Source organism: Massilia sp. 01N417 (assembly GCF_056399645.1).
This window is the reverse complement of the sequence record NZ_JBFTRS010000013.1, coordinates 98,866-117,559: the sequence shown is the minus strand read 5'-3', so window position 1 is coordinate 117,559 and position 18,694 is coordinate 98,866. Positions and strand designations below refer to the sequence as shown.

General features: G+C 65.4%; 17 protein-coding genes. 11 read left to right on the top strand and 6 right to left on the bottom strand.

All coding sequences use genetic code 11. The features are described 5' to 3' along the window. Positions 1-78: 78 nt before the first annotated feature. Positions 79-2,202 carry a sensor domain-containing protein gene (locus AC1DOQ_RS15360; protein ID WP_477365687.1) on the bottom strand — a complete coding sequence of 708 codons (2,124 nt, stop codon included), beginning with the start codon at positions 2,200-2,202 and terminating at the stop codon, positions 79-81. A gap of 134 nt (positions 2,203-2,336) precedes the next feature. Next, the gene (locus tag AC1DOQ_RS15355; RefSeq protein WP_477365684.1) at positions 2,337-3,191 is read right to left on the bottom strand and encodes a helix-turn-helix domain-containing protein; all 855 of its coding nucleotides are present in this window, start codon (positions 3,189-3,191) and stop codon (positions 2,337-2,339) included. A gap of 226 nt (positions 3,192-3,417) precedes the next feature. Here AC1DOQ_RS15355 and AC1DOQ_RS15350 point away from each other — a divergent pair, with 226 nt between their 5' ends. From AC1DOQ_RS15350 to AC1DOQ_RS15330, 5 genes are all read left to right on the top strand, one after another. After that, complete coding sequence (locus AC1DOQ_RS15350; RefSeq protein WP_477365681.1) at positions 3,418-4,290, top strand: fumarylacetoacetate hydrolase family protein; 873 nt, start codon at positions 3,418-3,420, stop codon at positions 4,288-4,290. Between the two features lie 10 nt (positions 4,291-4,300). Beyond that, a complete protein-coding gene (locus tag AC1DOQ_RS15345; protein WP_477365678.1) occupies positions 4,301-5,086 on the top strand; it encodes an alpha/beta fold hydrolase in 786 nt (261 codons plus the stop codon). Positions 5,087-5,113: 27 nt separating this feature from the next. Further along, the gene (locus tag AC1DOQ_RS15340; RefSeq protein WP_477365675.1) at positions 5,114-6,448 is read left to right on the top strand and encodes a metal-dependent hydrolase family protein; all 1,335 of its coding nucleotides are present in this window, start codon (positions 5,114-5,116) and stop codon (positions 6,446-6,448) included. Between the two features lie 49 nt (positions 6,449-6,497). After that, positions 6,498-7,274, top strand: a complete 777-nt coding sequence (locus tag AC1DOQ_RS15335) for a hypothetical protein (protein ID WP_477365672.1) — start codon at positions 6,498-6,500, stop codon at positions 7,272-7,274. A gap of 208 nt (positions 7,275-7,482) precedes the next feature. Further along, positions 7,483-8,676, top strand: a complete 1,194-nt coding sequence (locus AC1DOQ_RS15330; RefSeq protein WP_477365669.1) for an ABC transporter substrate-binding protein — start codon at positions 7,483-7,485, stop codon at positions 8,674-8,676. 52 nt (positions 8,677-8,728) lie between these two features. On the opposite strand, the gene AC1DOQ_RS15325 is transcribed toward AC1DOQ_RS15330, so the two are convergent. The 3 genes from AC1DOQ_RS15325 to AC1DOQ_RS15315 all read right to left on the bottom strand — a co-directional run bounded on the left by AC1DOQ_RS15325 (position 8,729) and on the right by AC1DOQ_RS15315 (position 12,486). Continuing rightward, positions 8,729-9,823: a porin gene (locus AC1DOQ_RS15325; RefSeq protein WP_477365666.1), complete on the bottom strand. Its 1,095-nt coding sequence runs from the start codon at positions 9,821-9,823 to the stop codon at positions 8,729-8,731. Positions 9,824-9,857: 34 nt separating this feature from the next. Beyond that, positions 9,858-11,186, bottom strand: a complete 1,329-nt coding sequence (locus tag AC1DOQ_RS15320; protein ID WP_477365663.1) for an MFS transporter — start codon at positions 11,184-11,186, stop codon at positions 9,858-9,860. A gap of 82 nt (positions 11,187-11,268) precedes the next feature. Next, the gene (locus tag AC1DOQ_RS15315) at positions 11,269-12,486 is read right to left on the bottom strand and encodes a LysR family transcriptional regulator (RefSeq protein WP_477365660.1); all 1,218 of its coding nucleotides are present in this window, start codon (positions 12,484-12,486) and stop codon (positions 11,269-11,271) included. 135 nt (positions 12,487-12,621) lie between these two features. Here AC1DOQ_RS15315 and AC1DOQ_RS15310 point away from each other — a divergent pair, with 135 nt between their 5' ends. Genes AC1DOQ_RS15310 through AC1DOQ_RS15285 form a run of 6 tightly spaced genes read left to right on the top strand, consistent with a single transcriptional unit; the run spans position 12,622 to position 17,898 of the window. Continuing rightward, a complete protein-coding gene (locus tag AC1DOQ_RS15310; RefSeq protein ID WP_477365658.1) occupies positions 12,622-13,773 on the top strand; it encodes a 4-oxalomesaconate tautomerase in 1,152 nt (383 codons plus the stop codon). A gap of 8 nt (positions 13,774-13,781) precedes the next feature. Next, a complete protein-coding gene (locus AC1DOQ_RS15305; protein ID WP_477365851.1) occupies positions 13,782-14,807 on the top strand; it encodes an amidohydrolase family protein in 1,026 nt (341 codons plus the stop codon). Between the two features lie 16 nt (positions 14,808-14,823). Continuing rightward, positions 14,824-15,507 (top strand): 4-carboxy-4-hydroxy-2-oxoadipate aldolase/oxaloacetate decarboxylase, encoded by a 684-nt coding sequence (gene ligK, locus AC1DOQ_RS15300; RefSeq protein WP_477365841.1) that lies wholly within the window; start codon positions 14,824-14,826, stop codon positions 15,505-15,507. A gap of 1 nt (position 15,508) precedes the next feature. Then, complete coding sequence (locus AC1DOQ_RS15295) at positions 15,509-16,213, top strand: alpha/beta fold hydrolase (RefSeq protein ID WP_477365656.1); 705 nt, start codon at positions 15,509-15,511, stop codon at positions 16,211-16,213. 19 nt (positions 16,214-16,232) lie between these two features. Continuing rightward, positions 16,233-17,459: a gallate dioxygenase gene (locus AC1DOQ_RS15290; RefSeq protein WP_477365654.1), complete on the top strand. Its 1,227-nt coding sequence runs from the start codon at positions 16,233-16,235 to the stop codon at positions 17,457-17,459. Positions 17,460-17,463: 4 nt separating this feature from the next. Beyond that, a complete protein-coding gene (locus AC1DOQ_RS15285) occupies positions 17,464-17,898 on the top strand; it encodes a nuclear transport factor 2 family protein (RefSeq protein WP_477365651.1) in 435 nt (144 codons plus the stop codon). 62 nt (positions 17,899-17,960) lie between these two features. Here AC1DOQ_RS15285 and AC1DOQ_RS15280 read toward each other — a convergent pair whose 3' ends face one another. Next, positions 17,961-18,641: a PEP-CTERM sorting domain-containing protein gene (locus tag AC1DOQ_RS15280; protein ID WP_477365648.1), complete on the bottom strand. Its 681-nt coding sequence runs from the start codon at positions 18,639-18,641 to the stop codon at positions 17,961-17,963. Between the last annotated feature and the right edge of the window lie 53 nt (positions 18,642-18,694).

Genomic DNA, 18,694 nt, shown 5'->3' with positions numbered 1-18,694 from the left:
AAATGGCGCCCAAAAGGCGCCATTCCCTGAACCATGCAGGGGCCGGGCTGCTGAGACTGGAGCCCTGGACCCGGTGCCTCAAGCGTTGCCGACGCCGCCGCTGCCGTACATCCGTTCGAACTCGCCGATCGGCATCGGCCGGCCGAGCAGGTAGCCCTGCAGCGTGCCGCAGCCGCCATCGACCAGGAAGTTGCGCTGCGCTTCGTGTTCGACGCCCTCGGCAACGATGTCGAGCTTGAGCGTGCGCGCCAGCGCAATGATGGCCTTGACGATCGGCACTGCATCCGGATTGATGTGGACGTCGTGCACGAAGGAGCGGTCGATCTTCAGCGCGGTCAGCGGAAAGCGTTTCAGGTAGGCAAGCGAGGAATAGCCGGTACCGAAATCGTCCAGCGAGAAATGCAGGCCGTAGCTGCGCAGTGCGCGCATGCGCTCTATCGTGTCCGCGACATTTTCGGCGAGCACGCTTTCGGTCAGTTCCAGGCACAGCTTGCCGGGCGGCGCGCCGGTTTCCTCGAGGATGTCAACCATGTTGGATACGAAATCGGCGCTGCGCAGCTGATGCGCGCTGACGTTGACCGCCAGCTCGAGTTGGCCGAGTGCGCGGTCGCCGCGCCAGCGTGCCAGCGCACGGCAGCTTTCCTCCAGTACATGCTGGCCGAGCGGCACGATCATGCCCGAGGACTCGGCCAGGCCGATGAACTCGGTAGGGCCGAGCAGCGAGCCGTCGGCGCGGCGCCAGCGCAGCAGGACTTCGGCGCCGACCAGCTGGCCCTCCCTGTCGAACTGGGGCTGGCAGAACAGCACGAACTGGTGGTCCAGCAAGCCTTCCCGCAGGGCCCGCTCCAGCCTTGCCTGGTATTCGGCCGAGGCCTGCATGCGCGGATCGAAGAAGCGCGCGGTATTGCGTCCTTCCGCCTTGGCCCGGTACATGGCGAGGTCGGCCTGCTTGAGCAGGGTCTCGATCCCGGTTGCGGCGCCGTCGAATAAGGTGACGCCGATGCTGGGTGTGCTGACGAACAGGCGCCCATCCAGGTAATAAGGCTGGCCGAGCGTGAACAGCAGCTTTTCCAGGACGTGCTGGGCCTCGATCACCGACTCGCGCGGGTCGTCGCCCAGGTCTTCCAGCACCAGCACGAACTCGTCGCCGCCCAGCCTGGCCAGCTGGTCGCAGTGGCGCAAGGTATGGCGCAGGCGCTCGGCCACCTGGCGCAGCAACATGTCGCCGAAGTCGTGGCCCATCGTATCGTTGAGCAGCTTGAAATTGTCCAGGTCGAGAAAGACCACCGCACCGAGGCGCCCCGTGCGTTCGCTGCGCGCCAGCGCCTTGTCCAGTTCCTCGCCGAGCAGGCGGCGGTTCGGCAGGCCGGTGAGATGGTCGTAATACGCCAGTTCGTAGATGCGGCGCTCCGCCCGTTTGCGCTCGGTCAGGTCGGTATTCGTCCCCGAAACACGCAGGGCCTTGCCGGCCGCATCGCGCGTGACCAGGCCGCGCGACAGCACCGGCACGTAGTGGCCGTCGCGATGACGCAGGCGCCATTCGACACTGTAGGTGCCGCGCTGGCTGCCGAGCAGTTCGTCCCAGTAGCCGGCGACACGCGCCCTGTCGTCGGGGTGGGCAAGGTCCAGCCAGAGGCTGCTGTCGGTCCCCAGTTCGCCGGGACGATAGCCGAGCATTTCCCACCAGCGCTCCGAGTAATAGACCTCGTTCTTGACGAGATCGTAGTCCCACGGCGCATCGGTCGAGCCTTCCAGTATCAGCCGCAGCCGTTCTTCGGACTTCTGCAGTCCCTGCTCCGCCCGCTTCATCGCGGTACAGTCCGTGAAGCAGACGATGACACGGCAAAGTTCGCCCTTGGAATCGAATTCCGGATACGCGTTACAGATCAGCCAGCGCACCGATTCCGGCTGCGGGTCGGCAATACCGAGGATGACTTCCGAGACCTTGCTGCCGGTGCGCAGCACGACGTTGGCAGGAAGCTCGTCGGGCGGCAAGGGCGTGCCGTCGGCGCGCAGCAGGGGCCGGGCCTTCCCGCTGACCTTGTTCTTCAATTGCTCGACGCTCATGCCGATCAGTTCGCAGGCGAGCCGGTTGGCGTTCAGGATGCGGCCGTCGACGCCGTGGACGACGACGCCCGCGGGAATGTGTTCGAGCAGATCGTCGAGCTGGGGCTGGATTGCCTGGGCGTTGTCGGTAGCCATGATGTGACCTGCTCTGCGAAACCGGAAGTTACAGCCGATGGTAGCACGGGCCTGTCGATGGATGTGCAGGACTTTGCGATAAGTAAATTAGACCGTATCAACGCGCAAGATCGACACGGATCCGTCGCTGCCGTCTATGCTGCGAGCCCAGTCACCGTCGACGGCACCGAACCGGTGGCGGCTTTGCGAAATGTCGAGGGCGAGACACCGGTGTGCTCCTTGAAGAAGCGCGAAAAATTGCTCGGCGCCGAGAATCCGAGATCGAGTGCGACCGAGGTCAGGGAGACACGTTCGCGCACGAGGCGGCGCATCGCCTCCTCCACGCGGATTGCACTCCAGAAGACTTGCGGCGTGGTGTTGAGCTGGTCGCGGAATAGCGTAAAGAGATGGGCGCGCGAGAGGCCGGCCCGCGAGGCGATTTCGTCGACTGCGAATTTCTCGCTGACGTGCGTGCGCATGAGCCCGATCGCGGTCCGCAGCCGATGGTCGAGCAGGGGCGGGAGCAGCACCTTGGCATCGGCCGCCCGCGCCTTGCTGACGGCATCGATGGCGGCAATGATCAGCTGCTCGACCAGCCCGTCGAGGGTCTCGGGTGTTTCATTACTTGAAAAAATCAGGTCGAGAACCTGCCAGCATGCCTGGCGCAGGGTGGCGTCGATCGGAATCCGCGGCGAAGGGAAGACAAACGGACGTCCGGTCGCCCTGCGGCGTTCGTTCAGCCAGGGCCTCGAAATCATGAAGACCAGGAAGATCGCCGGCCCGCTATCGTCCAGCAGCACCATGTCGTGCGACTCGTTGGCATTCGTACCCAATCCGGTGTTTTCGCCGTAGCGCACGGTTTCGGTCCCGACGCTGGCTTGCGCCTTTGCCCCACCCAGCCAGAACACGATCTGCGACTCGGAATGGGAGTGCGCAACGAGATCGCTGCCGGCCTCCAGCACGATCGCCTGGCCGAACGCTCCTTCACGAAACGCGTATGCCTCTGCCATTGAATGTCTCCTCGCCGGTATGTTCCGGTCATCTTTAGGGCGATTTTAATCGCGGCCGCGATGATGGCGGGCATTCGTCGAAAATAGATCAGACGGATTGATAAGCGCTCCAACACATTGATAAGCCCCCTCACCGGGCGATAAGCAGCTTTCCCACCTCCTTCCTACACTCCCTACGGTCCTCGCTGCGCATGAGGCGGAGCAGAACACCCTTCGGAGAAATCATATGCAACTCGCAAGCTACCAAGTGGATGGACGCCGTTTTGTCGGGCTCGTCAGCGACGACCGGCAGTCCGTTACGCCTTTGAACCTGAGCCAGGACGCCGCCGCAACCGGCGTCCTGGCCGTCATCGAACTGCTCGCGCAGGGCGAAGCGCTGCCCGCAAGCGCCGGTCCGTCCCTGCCGCTGTCCTCGGTCCAGCTGGAAGCGCCCTTGCCGCAACCGCGCCGCAATCTCTGGTGCGTCGGGCGCAACTATCACGCCCACGCCAGGGAATTGCAGGCCTCGGTCTTCAAGGACAACGATGCCAACCCCGAATCGTGGCCGATCGTCTTCACCAAGGTGCCGGAATGCGTGGTCGGTCCCTACGACGATATCGCGCTGCCGGGCGCCGCGATCTCCGAGCAGATCGACTACGAAGCCGAGCTGGCGGTCGTGATCGGCAAAGGCGGAAAGAACATCGGCCGCGGCGACGCGATGGACCACGTGTTCGGCTATACCGTCGTCAACGACATCACCGCACGCGACGTCCAGATGCGCCACCAGCAGTGGGACATGGGCAAATCCTTCGATACCTTCTGTCCGATGGGGCCCTGGATCGTTACCGCCGACCAGCTGGACGGCACCCGCACCCGCGTACGCTGCTGGGTCAACGGCGAGCTGCGCCAGGACGGCCCGACCGAGAACCTGATCTTCGATATCCCGACACTGATCGAGACCATCTCGCGCGGGATCACCCTCTACCCCGGCGACGTGATCGCGACCGGCACCCCTGCCGGCGTCGGCCTGGGCATGAAGCCGCCACGCTTCCTCACGGCCGGGGATGTGGTCAGGATCGAGATCGATGGCATCGGTGCGATCGAAAACACCTTCGTCTGAGGATACGGCCATGACTACACACCACATCGAGGGACTCGCCGTCGAAGTCGAAGGCGAGGGCCCGGCCGTCGTCTGCGTGCACGGCCTGGGCGGCACCAGCAATACCTGGACGCCTCTGTTGCAAGCCCTGCAGGGCCACCGGGTCATTCGCATCGACTTGCCAGGGAGCGGCCGCTCTCCCCTGCCCGCGCCGGAACTCGGCATCGGCAGCATGGCGGATGCGGTGGAAACCGTGTGCCGCCACCTGGAAGTGAAGGACGCCATCTTCCTGGGACATTCGATGGGCACCATCGTCTGCCAGCACCTTGCCACGCGCGATCCGTCGCTGGTCAAGGGCCTTGCGCTATTCGGACCGCTTCTGTGCCCGGCCGAGGCGGGCCGGCCCGGCATCCTGGCGCGTGCCGACAAGGCGGCAAGCGGTGGTGCGGCAGCCATGCAGGAGATCGCCGACGCCATCGTGGCGGGCGCGACCTCGCGCGAAACGAAAGCGGCCCAGCCTGCCGTGCTGGCCTTGGTGCGCGAGAGCGTAATGCGCCAGACGCCTGACGGATATGCGCAAAGCTGCATCGCGCTGGCACGCGCCCAGGCTGCGACGGTCGAGGAAATCAGGGTACCGACCCTGCTGGTCACCGGCGACCAGGATGGCGTCGCCCCCGCTGCCGCCGTCGAGGCCATGGCAGCGCGCATCGAGGGCAGCCGGGTGCTGGTGCTGGCTGGCTGCGGGCATTGGACGACTTTCGAGCGGCCGCTGGAATGCGCCCGTGAGCTCGAACAATTTTTACGTTCGGTCAAATAAACCTTTCAAGGAAGCGGGGAGACAGACATGAAAAAGACAGCAATCAGCAACGTGACGGTTTTCGATGGCAGCGGCGGCGCGGTATTCAAGGGCGCGGTTCTGGTGGACGGCGCCCGTATCGTCGAAGTGACGCGCTACCCGGACCAGCTCGTGGGGCAGGCGGACGAACTCATCGACGGCAAGGGCAAATTCCTGATGCCGGGCATGACGGAAGCCCATACGCACTTTTCCTGGAATGACCAGCCATCCCTCGCCGCGATCCAGATGATGCCGCCTGAAGAGCATATTCTCTGGTGCGTCGAAGTCGCGAGGCGCTACCTCGACATGGGGTGGACGTCGGCCATCGGCGCCGCCGCCGCCAAGGCGCGCCTGGACGTCGTGCTGCGCAATGCCATCAATGCCGGCCAGTGCGCCGGCCCGCGCTATCTGGCGGGTAGCCAGGAAATCACGACCTTGGGAGGACTGGGCGACAATTCCTTGCCACACCTGCCCTTCCCCGAGCTCAGCTTCGGACATATCGTCAACGGGCCGGAAGAAGTCCGCAAGGCGGTGCGCCTGTTCGTGAAGTACGGCGTCGACCATTTGAAGATCAATCTCTCGGGCGAATACATCGCAGGGATTCCCGCGGAGCTGTCCCCTATCTCCGAGGAAGAAATCGCCATGCTGGCGACCGAGGCCAGGCGCTACGGCAAGCGGGTCGCCGCCCACGCGCGTTCGAGCGAATCGGTCAAGCAGTGCGTACGCCATGGTATCGAGATGATCTTCCATGCTAGCTTTGCCGACGAGGAAGCGCTCGACATGCTCGAAGCGAACAGGGAGAAGCACTTTGTCGCACCAGGCATCGGCTGGCTGGTACGCACCAGTTTCCATGCCTCCGACTACGGCATCACGCCGGCGGTGGCGGAAAAGATGGGCTACCGGCGCGAGCTCGAAGCTGCCGCGGAATCCCTGAGCAAGATGCACAAGCGCGGCATCCGGATACTACCTGGCGGCGACTACGGATTCGCCTGGATGCCCCACGGGACCAATGCGAACGACCTGCAGTATTTCGTCGATTACATCGGCATGACGCCGGCCGAAGCCCTGGTCTCGGCAACCCGGCTGGGCGGCGAGGTCATGATGCGCGGCCACGAACTCGGACAGATCCAGCCCGGCTACATCGCCGACCTGGTCATGGTCGATGGCGATCCCCTCCAGGACCTCGGCATCCTCACGGACCCATCCCGGATCGTCATGGTGATGCAGGATGGTGTCGTCCACAAGCACCTGCGCGACGCCGCACCAGCCGACGCCGCGCTCCACCTTCCGAAAAGCGAGCATCCCCTGCTCGACCAGGGCGTTCGGGAAGCCGTTCCGGCCTGATCCTGCGACAACATGGGCCGGCCACTGGGCGGGCCCGCATGGAGACAAAATGACGACAAAATATCGCATGGCTTGTGCGGCAGCCGCTGCCTGCCTGGCCGGCGCCACCGCTGCCGCAGCGGCAGCCGACTTCCAGGTCGCAAGCCTGAGCGCACTCTACACAAAAGATGCCAAGACCGATCCGGTTCTCGGCACCGGAACCGGCAACGAACACCTGTCCACCTACCAGTTCGAATACTTCGGCGGATTCAAATACGGCGACGTCTACGTCGACGCCGAAGTATTCCACGGGACGGATGTCGGCGGCGCCGGCGCCGGCTCCTTCGGCGGCAGCAGCGGCGTTCAGCAGATGCTGGTCTTCAATCCGCGCCTGAGTCTCGGCAAGTTGAGCGGCCGCGATCTGTCCTTCGGCCCGATCAGCGATATTGCCCTGATTGCGCGCTACGAGCGTGCCAGCTACGCCGACTTCCGTTCCTACAACCACGGCCTCTCGCTCGACCTGAAGGTGCCGGGATTCGCCTACTTCGAATCCGGCCTGCTGCGCCGGCACACGAATTTTTATCGCGGCGAATGGCTCTGGCGCTCGGTGCTGATGTCGAACGCGCTGCCGGTCGCGGGCCAGAAGTTCCACTTCAATTTGCTGTCCCTGGTGAACGGCGCCGGCGACAACGGCGCCGAAGTCTTTCTCAGGCCCGAGCTGCTGTGGGAGCTCGACGGCAAAGGTGCGTGGCAACTGGGCGTGCGGGACGAGATCCATCGCTACAAGATCGAGGGCCGGAATTACTCCCGTCATTCCCCCAGCCTGATGCTGAAGTGGACCATGTGAGCGGGCATCCATCCGGCTCGCTCCCGTGCGATAAGTAAATTAGATCACATCAGCAGCATTTCGCACCCATCCATTCCGTGGTTGCCTGACAATCAGGCAATCTCGGCCGTGGTTACATGGTCTCCATGTCCTGCCGCCCAAGAGGTTTGTTGTGGAGTTTGATCCCGGCCCTCTCCACGGGCCATGCAGTGACAATAAAGGAGACAAGATGTCCCATCCAATCGACCGCCAACGCCGCCACCTGCTGCTGGGCAGCGGCGCCGCCCTGGCCGCCGGCCTGCTTCCCTCGTTCGCGCGCGCCGCCGGCGCCACCCCGCTGAAGGTCGGCCTGATCGTGCCGATGTCCGGCCCCTTCGCCTCCACCGGCCGCCAGGTCGACGCGGCGGTGAGGCTGTTCATCCAGCAGCACGGCGACACCGTGGCCGGCCGCAAGATCGAAGTCATCCTGAAGGACGACGGCGGGGTCTCGCCCGACGTCACCAAGCGCCTGGCCCAGGAACTGGTGGCGCGCGACAAGGTCGAGGTGCTGACCGGCTTCGGCCTGACGCCGCTGGCCCTGGCCGCGGCCCCCATCGCCACCCAGGCCAAGGTACCGATGATCGTGATGGCGGCCGCCACCTCCATCATCCCGCAGCGCTCGCCCTACATCGTGCGCACCGGCCTCACCCTGCCGCAGGTCACGGCGCCCCTCGCCGAATGGGCGCCGAAGAACAAGATCAAGACCGTGGTGACCCTGGTGTCCGACTATGGTCCGGGGCTCGACTCCGAGAAGACCTTCGTCACGCGCTTCACCAAGGCCGGCGGCAAGATCCTGGAAAGCCTGCGCGTCCCGCTGCGCAATCCGGACTATGCGCCCTTCCTGGCGCGGGTGCGCGACGCCAGGCCGGATGCGCTGTTCGTCTTCGTGCCCTCGGGCGAAGGTGCGGCGGTGATGAAGCAGTTCACCGACCGCGGCCTGGCCAACGCCGGCATCCGCCTGATCGGCACCGGCGACGTGGTCGACGACGACCTGATGGAAACCATCGGCGCGGCTTCGGAAGGCGTGGTCTCGAGCTTCAATTACTCGGCCGCCCATCCCTCGCCGGAAAACAAGGCTTATGTGGAGGCCTTCGAGAAGGCCAACAAGGGCATGCGCCCGAACATGCATTCGGTCGGCGCCTACGACGGCATGCAGCTGCTCTACCTGGCCCTCGCCAAGACCGGCGGCGACAGCAATGGCGACAAGCTGCTGGCGGCGATGAAGGGCATGGCCTGGACCAGCCCGCGCGGCCCGATGGAGATCGACCCGGCAACCCGCGACACGATCCAGAACGTTTATCTGCGCAAGGCCGAGAAGGTGAACGGCGGCTGGTACAACGTGGAATTCGACAAGGTCGAGAAGTTCCGCGATCCGGGCGCCTGAGCCCGGCCGGGGCAAGCGGCCAGCGGCGCCGCTTGCCCCTTCTTCCCTGGCCTTAGAACGCGTGCTTGATACCGGTGATCACGCCGGTCTGCGACAGGCCCGCGCCGACCGAACCGCCCGAGCTCAGGGCCACCGCGGCGCTACCGTCGTTGACGATATGGCCGGCCGCCACGTACACGGTGGTGCGCTTCGAGAAGTTGTACATGGCGCGCAGCAGGACCTGGGCCGAATCGTTCGGGCTGTCCTTGAAATCGAGTTTCGCAAGCTGCCCGTCGATCACCAGTTGCGGAGTCACCGAGTAAGCGGCATCGACGTAGGCCAGCTTGCTCTTCGGCTGGGTCTTGCTGCCTTCGTTATTCCGGTGCAGCACGCCGGCGCCGAACTTCCATGCTCCCACGTTGGCGTAGCCTGCTACATGCAGGCGTGCATCCGACAGGTCCGCACTCGTCAGCCCGCCGGCGGCACCGGCGCCGCCGCGCAGATTGTCGTAGGCGACCAGGACGCCGAATGCCGATCCCGGCGCGTCGTAGCGCAGCAGTCCGGAATACTCGCGGCAGGCCTGGGCGCTGGCGGCGGATTCGCCGGGGCAGTTGGTGGCCGAGGGCCCGCCGGCGGCCGAGACGTCGCGGCCGAGGCTATAGGTGGCGCCGACCGTGATGCGGTCGAAGGTTCCCTTGTACGAAATCGAGTTATCGTGGCGCCCGTTGGGGATGAAGGCATCCAGGGTGCCGATGCCGTAGACGCTTGGGCCGAAGGGGTCGACGTCGAAGGTCGAGATGTACAGCATATTGTAGGTACGGCCGACGGTGAGCGCGCCCCATTTGCCGGACAGGCCGACCCAGGCCTGGCGGCCGAACAGGCGGCCGCCCTGGTTCACGTTGCCGGTATCGGGCTGGAAACCGTTCTCCAGCGTGAAGATGGCCGACAGGCCGTTGCCCAGGTCTTCGCTGCCGCGGAAACCCAGGCGCGAGGGGAACATGCCGCCGGTCAGGCCGGGCATGCGGGTGACGCCCGCGCCGGACGCATTGGCGTTGTCGTAGTGTTCGATGGCGGCATCGATCAGGCCGTAGACCGTGACGCCGGACTGGGCATGGGCGGCGCCCGACAGGACCGCGATGGCCGCGGCGAGTGCATGAGTCTTCTTCATTTCGTCTCCAGGATGATATTTATATGGGCGCGGCTCAGGCCAGCGCGGTGCGCGCCGCGCTGCGGGATGCGACGATGGACAGGGCCGCGAACATCGCCGGCACGGCGAGGATGCCGATCACGGCCGCGAAGCTCCAGCCCATGGTCAGCAGCAGGCCGCCGAGGAAGGAACCGAGGATGCTGCCGAAGCGGCCGACGCCGAGCATCCACGACACGCCGGTGGCGCGCACCGCGGTCGGGTAGCAGGACGGCGCGAAGGCGTTCAGGCCGGTCTGGGCGCCGCTCATGCAAAAACCGGTCATGAAGACATACAGCGAGAACAGGGCCGAGGACACGCTGCTCATGGCGAGGACGAGGATGAAGGCGGCGCCGGCGGCATAGGCGGCGGCGATCGCGCGCTTCGGCGTCCAGCGGTCCATCAGGATCCCGACCAAAACGGCGCCGATGGTGCCGCCGACCTGGAACATGGCGCCCATGTTGGCGGCGCGTTCGATCGGCAGGCCGGCATCCTTGATCAGGGTCGGCAGCCAGCCGGACAGCAGGTAGATCACCAGCAGGCCCATGAAGTAGGTCGTCCACAAGGCCATCGTGATGCCGCGGTAGCTCGGGGATACCAGCACCTTGCCCGGCGCCGCGTCCTGGACCGGCGGCTCGCTGACGACGAAGCGGGTGTCGTCGCCGAATTCGCCGCCGCAGACGCGGCGCAAGGTGCGTGCGATGCGCTCCGCCGCGTACTTGCGCACCACCATGAAGCGCGCCGATTCCGGCACCAGCAGCATGTACAGCGGCAGGCAGGCGAGCGGAATCAGGCCGCCGGCCACCAGCACGCCGCGCCAGCCGTAGTGCGGCAGGATCAGGGCCGTGCCGAAGCCGCCCAGGCCCGAGCCCAGGTTGAAGCCGGTGAACATGATGGCGATGAGGGTGCTGCGCCGCGCTTCCGGAACGTATTCCGACAGCAGGGTGGTCGTATTCGGCATCGCCGCGCCGAGGCCGAGGCCGGTGAGGAAGCGCAGCACGCACAGCGACAGCACGTCGGTCGCCAGTGCGCTCAGGACGCTGAAGGCGCCGAACAGCGCGATCGACAGCAGCAGCATGGTCTTGCGGCCGTAGCGGTCGGACAGCGGGCCGATCATCAGGGCGCCGGCGGCCAGGCCGACGGGCGCCGCGCTCATCACCAGGCCGAAGGCGGCGCGCGAGATGCCCCAATCCTTCGTGATCGCCGGCGCCAGGAAGCCCATGATGGCAACGTCGATGCCGTCGGTGGCCACGATGAGGAAGCACAGCACCAGCAAGAGCCACTGGGTGCCGGACATCTTGCGGCCATTGATATGGACTCGAATATCGAGTGTTTGAACTGCAGTCATTACCGTCTCCTGTTTTGTGTGACTAGACTCTACACACGGCCAGTTGACGTGGGATTGCTTTCAACACCGATTGCGTTCCAATTTACTTATCGTGAAAATCGACCGCGGCGGCCGCCGAATGCAGCTCGGCCAGCAGGGCCCTGGCCCCCGGCGACAGGTGGGCGCCCTCGCGGGTGGTGACGCCGATCTGCCGCTCGAGGCCGGGCATCTGCAGCTGCAGCACGGCCAGCTGGCCGGTTTCGATTTCGTAATGCAGCTGGTGCGGCGACAGCACGGTCAGCATGTCCGAGGACAGCAGCAGGCCGCGCAGCAGCGCCAGGTCGCCGGTCTCGACGGCCGGCTGCGGCGGCGGCTGGCCATGCTCGTTGTAGAAGTGTTCGAGCGCCATGCGCAGCGGCGAGCCCGCGCGCGACAGCACCCAGGCATAGGGTTCGAGGTCCTCGAAGGACAATCCAGCCTTGCCGGCGAGCGGGTGGTCGACCCGCGCGATCAGGGCCGGATGATCCTGCATCAGCGGCGTGCTGTCGAGGCCCTGGCTGGCCGACTTGCGCAGCGCGCCGATGATGAAATCGACCCGTCCGCTCAACAGCCCGGCCGCCAGTTCCTCGTAAGGGCTTTCGAGGGACCGCACCCGCAGCCGCGGATATTTCCTGACCAGCACGGCGATCGCCGCCGGCAGCACCAGGGTACGCGCCAGCGGCAGCGCCCCGATCGTCACCACGCCTTCGAGCACGCCGTTGAGAGCCGCGATATCGGCGTGGATGTGCTCGAGCTCGACCAGCACCCGGTTGAAGCGCAGGATCCAGCGGCTGCCCGCATCCGAGGGCAGCATGCCGTGGGCGGTGCGCCGGAACAGGCTTTGCCCGAGCCCCTCTTCGAGCTTGGCCAGGGCCTGGCTGACGCCGGACTGCGACATCTCCATCGCCTGGGCCACGGTCGGCATGTGGTGGACCTCGGCCAGCATGGTCGCCACCTGCAGCCGGCGTTCGTTGAACAGGGCTTCCATGCTGGTGACCAGGTAGCCTTCGCGCGCGCCGAGCCGGGCGGCATCGTCGCGCACTTCGCGCAATTCGGCCTCGATGATCTGGGCGCGCAGCCGCACCACCTCGCCCGCCGTCGTCAGCAGCATGCCCCGGCCCTTGCGCTCGAACAGCTGGGTGCCCAGGTTGTCTTCGAGCGCGGCGACGGAGCGCGTGACGGCGCTGGATGCGCGGTACAGCATGTCCGCGGAACGCCGGATGCCGCCGGTGGCGGCAACGGTGTTGAAAGCGCGCAGATGGTGGAGATTAATGATCGACATGGGTGGGAAGGATAGGGGTTTTGACTCCGCTGCTGGAGCGCCGATAAGTATTTTGGAACGGTTTTCGCGCATAAGGCAACCCAAATATGCGCCCGGCTGCCGATACTTGACCCATCCGAGTGGAGCAGATTCCAGATGATCACCCAGACCGACAACGACGACGACGACGACTACCGTCCCCTCCCCTGCACGCTGATGCGCGGGGGGACTTCCCGCGGCCCCTTCTTCCTGGCCTCCGACCTGCCGGCCGATGTCGCCAGCCGCGACCGCGTGCTGCTGGCCGTCATGGGCTCCCCCGACAAGCGCCAGATCGACGGCCTGGGCGGCGCGCATCCGCTGACCAGCAAGGTCGGCATCGTCAGCGCGAGCGGCACCCCGGGCGTGGACCTGGATTTCCTGTTCGCCCAGCTGCAGCCGGAGTCCGACAAGGTCGACACCACGCCCAACTGCGGCAATATGCTGGCGGCGGTGCTGCCCTTCGCCATCGAGCGCGGCCTGGTGCGGGCGGGCCCCGGCACCACCACGGCGCGCATCCTGACCCTCAACACCGGCATGCAGTGCGACGTCACCGTGCAGACGCCGGGCGGGCGCATGCGCTATGCGGGCGACACCCGCATCGACGGCGTGCCGGGCAGCGCGTCCGCCGTGAAGATCAACTTCCTCGATACGGCCGGATCGGTCTGCCCTGCCATGTTACCGACCGGGAACACGCTGGACCGCGTGACCTTCGCCGCAGCCGGCGGCGCCACCGAGGAAGTGGACGCCACCCTGATCGACAACGGCATGCCGATGGTGCTGGTGCGCGCCGCCGATTTCGGCATCACGGGACGCGAGAGCGCGGCGGAGCTGAACGCCGACGAGGAGCTGAAGGCCAGGCTGGAAGCGCTGCGCCTCGCCGCCGGACCGGCGATGGGCCTGGGCGACGTCGCGGCGAAGAACTACCCGAAGATGTGCCTGGTGTCCGCGCCCAGCGCCGGCGGCGCCGTCTCGACCCGCTGCTTCATTCCCCACGTCTGCCACGACGCCATCGGGGTGCTGGCGGCAGTGACGGTGGCCACGGCCTGCGTGCTGGAAGGCGCGGTGACCCGGGGCCTGGCCCAGGCCGGCAGCGGCTTGCGGCGCACCGTCTCGGTCGAACATCCGACCGGCGAGTTCAGCGTCGAGCTGGAGCTCGACCCTCGGGATCAACAGAAAGTCGCCAGCGCCGCCCTGCTGCGCACGGCGCGTCCCATCATGCGCGGCGAAGTCCTGGTACCCGCTGCCCTTCTGCACGAGAAAGCACAATGAAAAAGCCTTTGATCATCGACTGCCACGGCCACTACACCACGGCGCCGAAAGCCCTGGAAGACTGGCGCAACGCCCAGGTCGCGAACCTGAACACGCCCGAACTGGGCCCGCGCGTCTCCGACCTTCGCATCAGCGACGACGAGTTACGCGCCTCGATCGAGGCCAACCAGCTGCGCCTGATGAAGGAGCGCGGTTCCGATCTGACGATCTTCTCGCCGCGCGCCAGCTTCATGGCCCACCACATCGGCAACTTCGAGACCAGCGCCACCTGGGCCGCGATCTGCAACGAACTGTGCTATCGCGTCTCCCGGCTCTTCCCCGACAACTTCATCGGCGCGGCCATGCTGCCGCAGTCGCCGGGCGTCGATCCGCGCAGCTGCATTCCCGAGCTGGAGCGCTGCATCAGGGAATACGGCATGGTCGGCATCAACCTGAACCCGGACCCGTCCGGCGGCCACTGGAACTCGCCGCCGCTGTCCGACCGCTTCTGGTATCCGATCTACGAAAAGATGGTCGAGTACGACATCCCGGCGATGATCCACGTCTCGACCAGCTGCAATCCCTGCTTCCACACCACCGGCGCCCACTACCTGAACGCGGACACCACCGCCTTCATGCAATGCCTTACCAGCGAGCTGTTCAAGGACTTCCCGACCCTGAAGTTCCTGATCCCGCATGGCGGCGGCGCCGTCCCCTACCACTGGGGACGCTTCCGCGGCCTGGCCCAGGAGATGAAGAAGCCCCTGCTCGAAGAGCACCTGTTGAACAACATCTTCTTCGACACCTGCGTCTACCACCAGCCGGGCATCGACCTGCTGACCAAGGTGATCCCGGTGAAGAACGTGTTGTTCGCCTCCGAAATGATCGGCGCGGTGCGCGGCATCGACCCGCAGACCGGCCACTACTACGACGACACCAGGCGCTATATCGAGGCCGCCGCGCTGTCCATCGAGGACCGCTTCCAGATCTTCGAAGGCAATGCGCGCAGGGTCTATCCGCGCCTGGATGCCGCACTCAGGAACAAAGGACTGTAAGATGACCACGCCTCATATGAACCAGCTCGGCATCGTCAAGCGCAACATCGAGCGCGCCGACCGCGGCATCGTCGAACGCCTGACGGCCTTCGGCAGCGCCACCGTGCACGAAGCCATGGGCCGGGTCGGCCTGATGAAGCCGTACATGCGTCCGATCTACCCGGGCGCCCAGGCGGGCGGCAGCGCCGTCACCGTGCTGCTGCACCCCGGCGACAACTGGATGCTGCACGTGGCGGCGGAACAGATCCAGCCCGGCGACGTGGTGGTGGCCGCCTTGAGCGCCGAGTGCACGGACGGCTTCTTCGGCGACCTGCTGGCGACCAGCTTCATGGCGCGCGGCGCGAAGGCCCTGATCATCGACGCCGGCGTACGCGACGTGCGCGTGCTGAAGGAGATGGGCTTTCCGGTGTGGAGCAAGGCGATCAGCGCGAAAGGCACGATCAAGGCGACCCTCGGCTCGGTGAACATCCCGGTGATCTGCGCCGGCGCCCTGGTCAATCCGGGCGACGCCGTGATCGCCGACGACGACGGCGTGGTCGTGGTGCCGGGCGGGGATGCCGCAAGGGTTGCGGAAGCCGCGCAGAAGCGCGAAGACCTCGAAGGCGAGAAGCGCGCGAAACTGGCCTCCGGCGTGCTGGGCCTGGACATGTACGCCATGCGCGAGCCGCTCGCCAAGGCGGGCCTGAAATACATCGACTGACATGGAAAAAACGATTTATCTGCTGTGCGGCCTGCTGTGCGACGCCGCCGTCTGGGAAGCCCAGGCCGCGGCCCTGCGGCCGGACTACGATGTCCGCACGATCAGCTTCGAGGGCCTGGATTCGATGCAGGCCATGGCGAGCAAGGTGCTGGCGAATGCGCCCGAGCGCTTTGCCCTGGCCGGCCACTCGATGGGTGGCAGGGTGGCGCTGGAAATCGTCCGGCGCGCGCCGCAGCGCGTCGAGAGGCTGGCCCTGCTGGATACCGGCTTCGAGGCGGCCGCGCCCGGCGAACGGGAAAGGCGGATGGTCCTGGTGAACCAGGCGCTGACGGAAGGTATCGCCTCGATCGCGGCGACCTGGGGATTGCCGATGCTGGCCCCCGCCAACCGTGACGATCCACAGCTGGTAAAGGCGGTGGTCGACATGGTGGGACGGATGTCGGCCGAGATCTACGCGGGCCAGACCCGCGCCCTCCTAGGCCGCCCGGATGCCACCGATGTGTTGACCGGCATCGCCTGCCCGACGATGGTGATCTGCGGGATGGAAGACGGCTGGAGCCCGCCCGAACGCCATGAGCGCATGGCCGGGTTGATCCCGGGCGCCGCGCTGCGCCTGATCGACCGCAGCGGCCATATGGCGATGATGGAAGAACCCGAAGCGGTCCTGCGCGCCTTGCGCGAATGGCTGGACATGAAGTCGAATTGAATCAGGGAGTCGAGAGAACATGGCGAAGATTATTGGCGGTATCGGGACCTCGCACGTCCCCACCATCGGACTGGCATACGACAAGAAGCGGCAGAACGACCCGGCCTGGGCGCCGCTGTTCGAGAACTACAAGCCGGTCGCGAAATGGCTGGAAGAGCAGAAGCCGGACGTGCTGCTGTTCTTCTACAACGACCACGCGAACAGCTTCTTCTTCGATTGCTATCCGACCTTCGCGGTCGGCGTCTCGCCGAACTTCGAGATGGCCGACGAGGGCGCGGGCAAGCGCCCCCTGCCCGACATCGAGGGCCATCCGAAGCTGGCCATCCACGTCATGGAATCCCTGGTCAACGACGAATTCGACATGGCCATGTTCCAGGACCGTCCGCTCGACCATGGCTGCAATTCGCCGCTGGGCCTGATGTGGCCGCACGAGCCCAGCTGGCCGGGCGCCATCGTGCCGATTGCGATCAATGTCCTGCAATACCCGCTGCCCACCGCCGCGCGCTGCTACAAGCTGGGCAAGGCGGTGCGGCGCGCCATCGAATCCTATCCGGAAGACCTGAAGGTCGCGGTGGTCGGCACCGGCGGCCTGTCGCACCAGATCCATGGCGAGCGTACCGGTTTCAACAACATCGAATGGGACGAGGAATTCCTGCGCCTGATCGTCGAGGAACCGGAAAAGCTGGCGAAGATGCGCCACGCGGAACTGGTGGAACTCGGCGGCGCCGAAAGCGCCGAGGTGATCATGTGGCTGGCCATGCGCGGTGCCCTGAACGACAACATCCGCTGCATCCACCAGAGCCACTACCTGGCCACCACCACGAACATGGCGGTCGCCCTCTACGAACAGGGCGGCGACGAACACGCCCCCGCCGCGCCGGTGTACGGCAATCCGCAGACCGCCGGCCTGGAGGATCTCGAAGGCACCTATCCCTTCGACCTGAACGCCAGCATCCACGCCGCGCGCCTGAACCGCTTCTTCTGGCGCCATCGCGAACCGGCCTTCCGCGAACTGGTCGCGCGCGACCTCGACGCCGCCTTCGACGAGCTGCAACTGAACGAAGAAGAGCGCGGCCTGGTGAGCGGCCAGGACTGGCTCGGGCTGGTGAAGTATGGCGTCAGCTTCTTTGTGCTGGAAAAATTCGCCCGCGTGGTCAGGATGTCCAACCTGGCGGTCTACGCCAGGATGCGCGGCGAGAGCCTCGAAGACTTCCTGAAGACCCGGCGCGTGCCGGAATCGGCTTGAGGGCATGACGATGTCCACCAGCGACCACGCCGCCATAGAAAGGGCCTGTGCCCGCCTGATCTCGGAATACGCCTACCTGAACGACCAGCGGCGTTACGAAGAACTCGCGGCCTTGTTCACGCCGGACGCCCTGCTCTTCCGGCCCTCGGCGCCGGACCAGGCCATCGCCGGCACTGATGCCATCCTCGCCGCCTTCCGCAAGCGGCCGCTTGACGTCATGACCTTCCACGTCTGCACCGACATCATCGTCACTGTCGACGATGCCGAATCGGCGCGCGGGCAATCGCGGATCCTGCTGTTGTCCGCCAGGCGTCCCGCCGAGGGCGGCCCCAGGCCAGCCGCCGCCGACACGCCGGTGCCCGGCGTCTTTTACGACAGGTTCAGGCTGACCGACAGCGGCTGGAAGTTTGCCGAGCGCCGCGGGTCGTTCTGGATTTGATTCGTGACGAAATTACTGGCGCAGAAAATGGCTCTGCGCCAGTCGTACAGCCATTCATGCAATTAGCTGGATTTACGACGCCGGGTCGAAGCGAGTCCCGCGAAAGCCAGACCGAACAAGGCAAGAGTAGCGGGTTCCGGAACATCGGTATTGGGGCCGCCTGGATTGTTTTCGGAGCGGCCAAAACGTAAATCATCGAACGCGACGATATCATTCGCGGCATTGAAAGTTACGCTTGCAATCAGGTTGCCGTAGTCGATAAACCCGACGAAAGCCCCTCCCCCACCCGTTGCGGACGGTACGTTAATCGTCTGGGTGACTGACGAGCCATCGACATAGACGATAGTTTGTTGCTGCACTGCCTCCGTCTGCAGGCCGGTAATGTAAAAACCGAAAGCATCGACCGGATTAACGAAGCTGAACGTCACCGAACCGCCAACCAGGCTCCGGAAGTATTGTCCGCCGGCCGTCGTGTTAAACCCGCATAAGGCACCGCATCCCGAGTTGTTGGTCGTGACGCCGCCGGTGATGGTCAGGTTGGCCGGCAAGGCCGATTCAAAATCAACCGTATTGAGATTTCCAGCCACCGAAAGAAAAGCTGCGGCTGCCGCAGTTGAGTTGACCATTTGCGCAAGCGAGGACACGCTATTGTCACCGCCAAGGTAGGTAACAGGTGCGGCTTGCGCTGCAAGGGAAGCGCCCGACAGAATTGCGACAACGGCGAATTTGGATGCAATAGACATGAAATCTCCTTCATTTGTGATTGAAATGTTGCGCTCACAATTGAGCATTTTTC

Excerpts from the sequence above, each read along its gene's own strand:
- AC1DOQ_RS15360 (WP_477365687.1), bottom strand. The coding sequence starts at position 2,202 with ATGGCTACCGACAACGCCCAGGCAATCCAGCCCCAGCTCGACGATCTG.
- AC1DOQ_RS15355 (WP_477365684.1), bottom strand. The coding sequence starts at position 3,191 with ATGGCAGAGGCATACGCGTTTCGTGAAGGAGCGTTCGGCCAGGCGATC.
- AC1DOQ_RS15350 (WP_477365681.1), top strand. The coding sequence starts at position 3,418 with ATGCAACTCGCAAGCTACCAAGTGGATGGACGCCGTTTTGTCGGGCTC.
- AC1DOQ_RS15345 (WP_477365678.1), top strand. The coding sequence starts at position 4,301 with ATGACTACACACCACATCGAGGGACTCGCCGTCGAAGTCGAAGGCGAG.
- AC1DOQ_RS15340 (WP_477365675.1), top strand. The coding sequence starts at position 5,114 with ATGAAAAAGACAGCAATCAGCAACGTGACGGTTTTCGATGGCAGCGGC.
- AC1DOQ_RS15335 (WP_477365672.1), top strand. The coding sequence starts at position 6,498 with ATGACGACAAAATATCGCATGGCTTGTGCGGCAGCCGCTGCCTGCCTG.
- AC1DOQ_RS15330 (WP_477365669.1), top strand. The coding sequence starts at position 7,483 with ATGTCCCATCCAATCGACCGCCAACGCCGCCACCTGCTGCTGGGCAGC.
- AC1DOQ_RS15325 (WP_477365666.1), bottom strand. The coding sequence starts at position 9,823 with ATGAAGAAGACTCATGCACTCGCCGCGGCCATCGCGGTCCTGTCGGGC.
- AC1DOQ_RS15320 (WP_477365663.1), bottom strand. The coding sequence starts at position 11,186 with ATGACTGCAGTTCAAACACTCGATATTCGAGTCCATATCAATGGCCGC.
- AC1DOQ_RS15315 (WP_477365660.1), bottom strand. The coding sequence starts at position 12,486 with ATGTCGATCATTAATCTCCACCATCTGCGCGCTTTCAACACCGTTGCC.
- AC1DOQ_RS15310 (WP_477365658.1), top strand. The coding sequence starts at position 12,622 with ATGATCACCCAGACCGACAACGACGACGACGACGACTACCGTCCCCTC.
- ligK (WP_477365841.1), top strand. The coding sequence starts at position 14,824 with ATGAACCAGCTCGGCATCGTCAAGCGCAACATCGAGCGCGCCGACCGC.
- AC1DOQ_RS15295 (WP_477365656.1), top strand. The coding sequence starts at position 15,509 with ATGGAAAAAACGATTTATCTGCTGTGCGGCCTGCTGTGCGACGCCGCC.
- AC1DOQ_RS15290 (WP_477365654.1), top strand. The coding sequence starts at position 16,233 with ATGGCGAAGATTATTGGCGGTATCGGGACCTCGCACGTCCCCACCATC.
- AC1DOQ_RS15285 (WP_477365651.1), top strand. The coding sequence starts at position 17,464 with ATGACGATGTCCACCAGCGACCACGCCGCCATAGAAAGGGCCTGTGCC.
- AC1DOQ_RS15280 (WP_477365648.1), bottom strand. The coding sequence starts at position 18,641 with ATGTCTATTGCATCCAAATTCGCCGTTGTCGCAATTCTGTCGGGCGCT.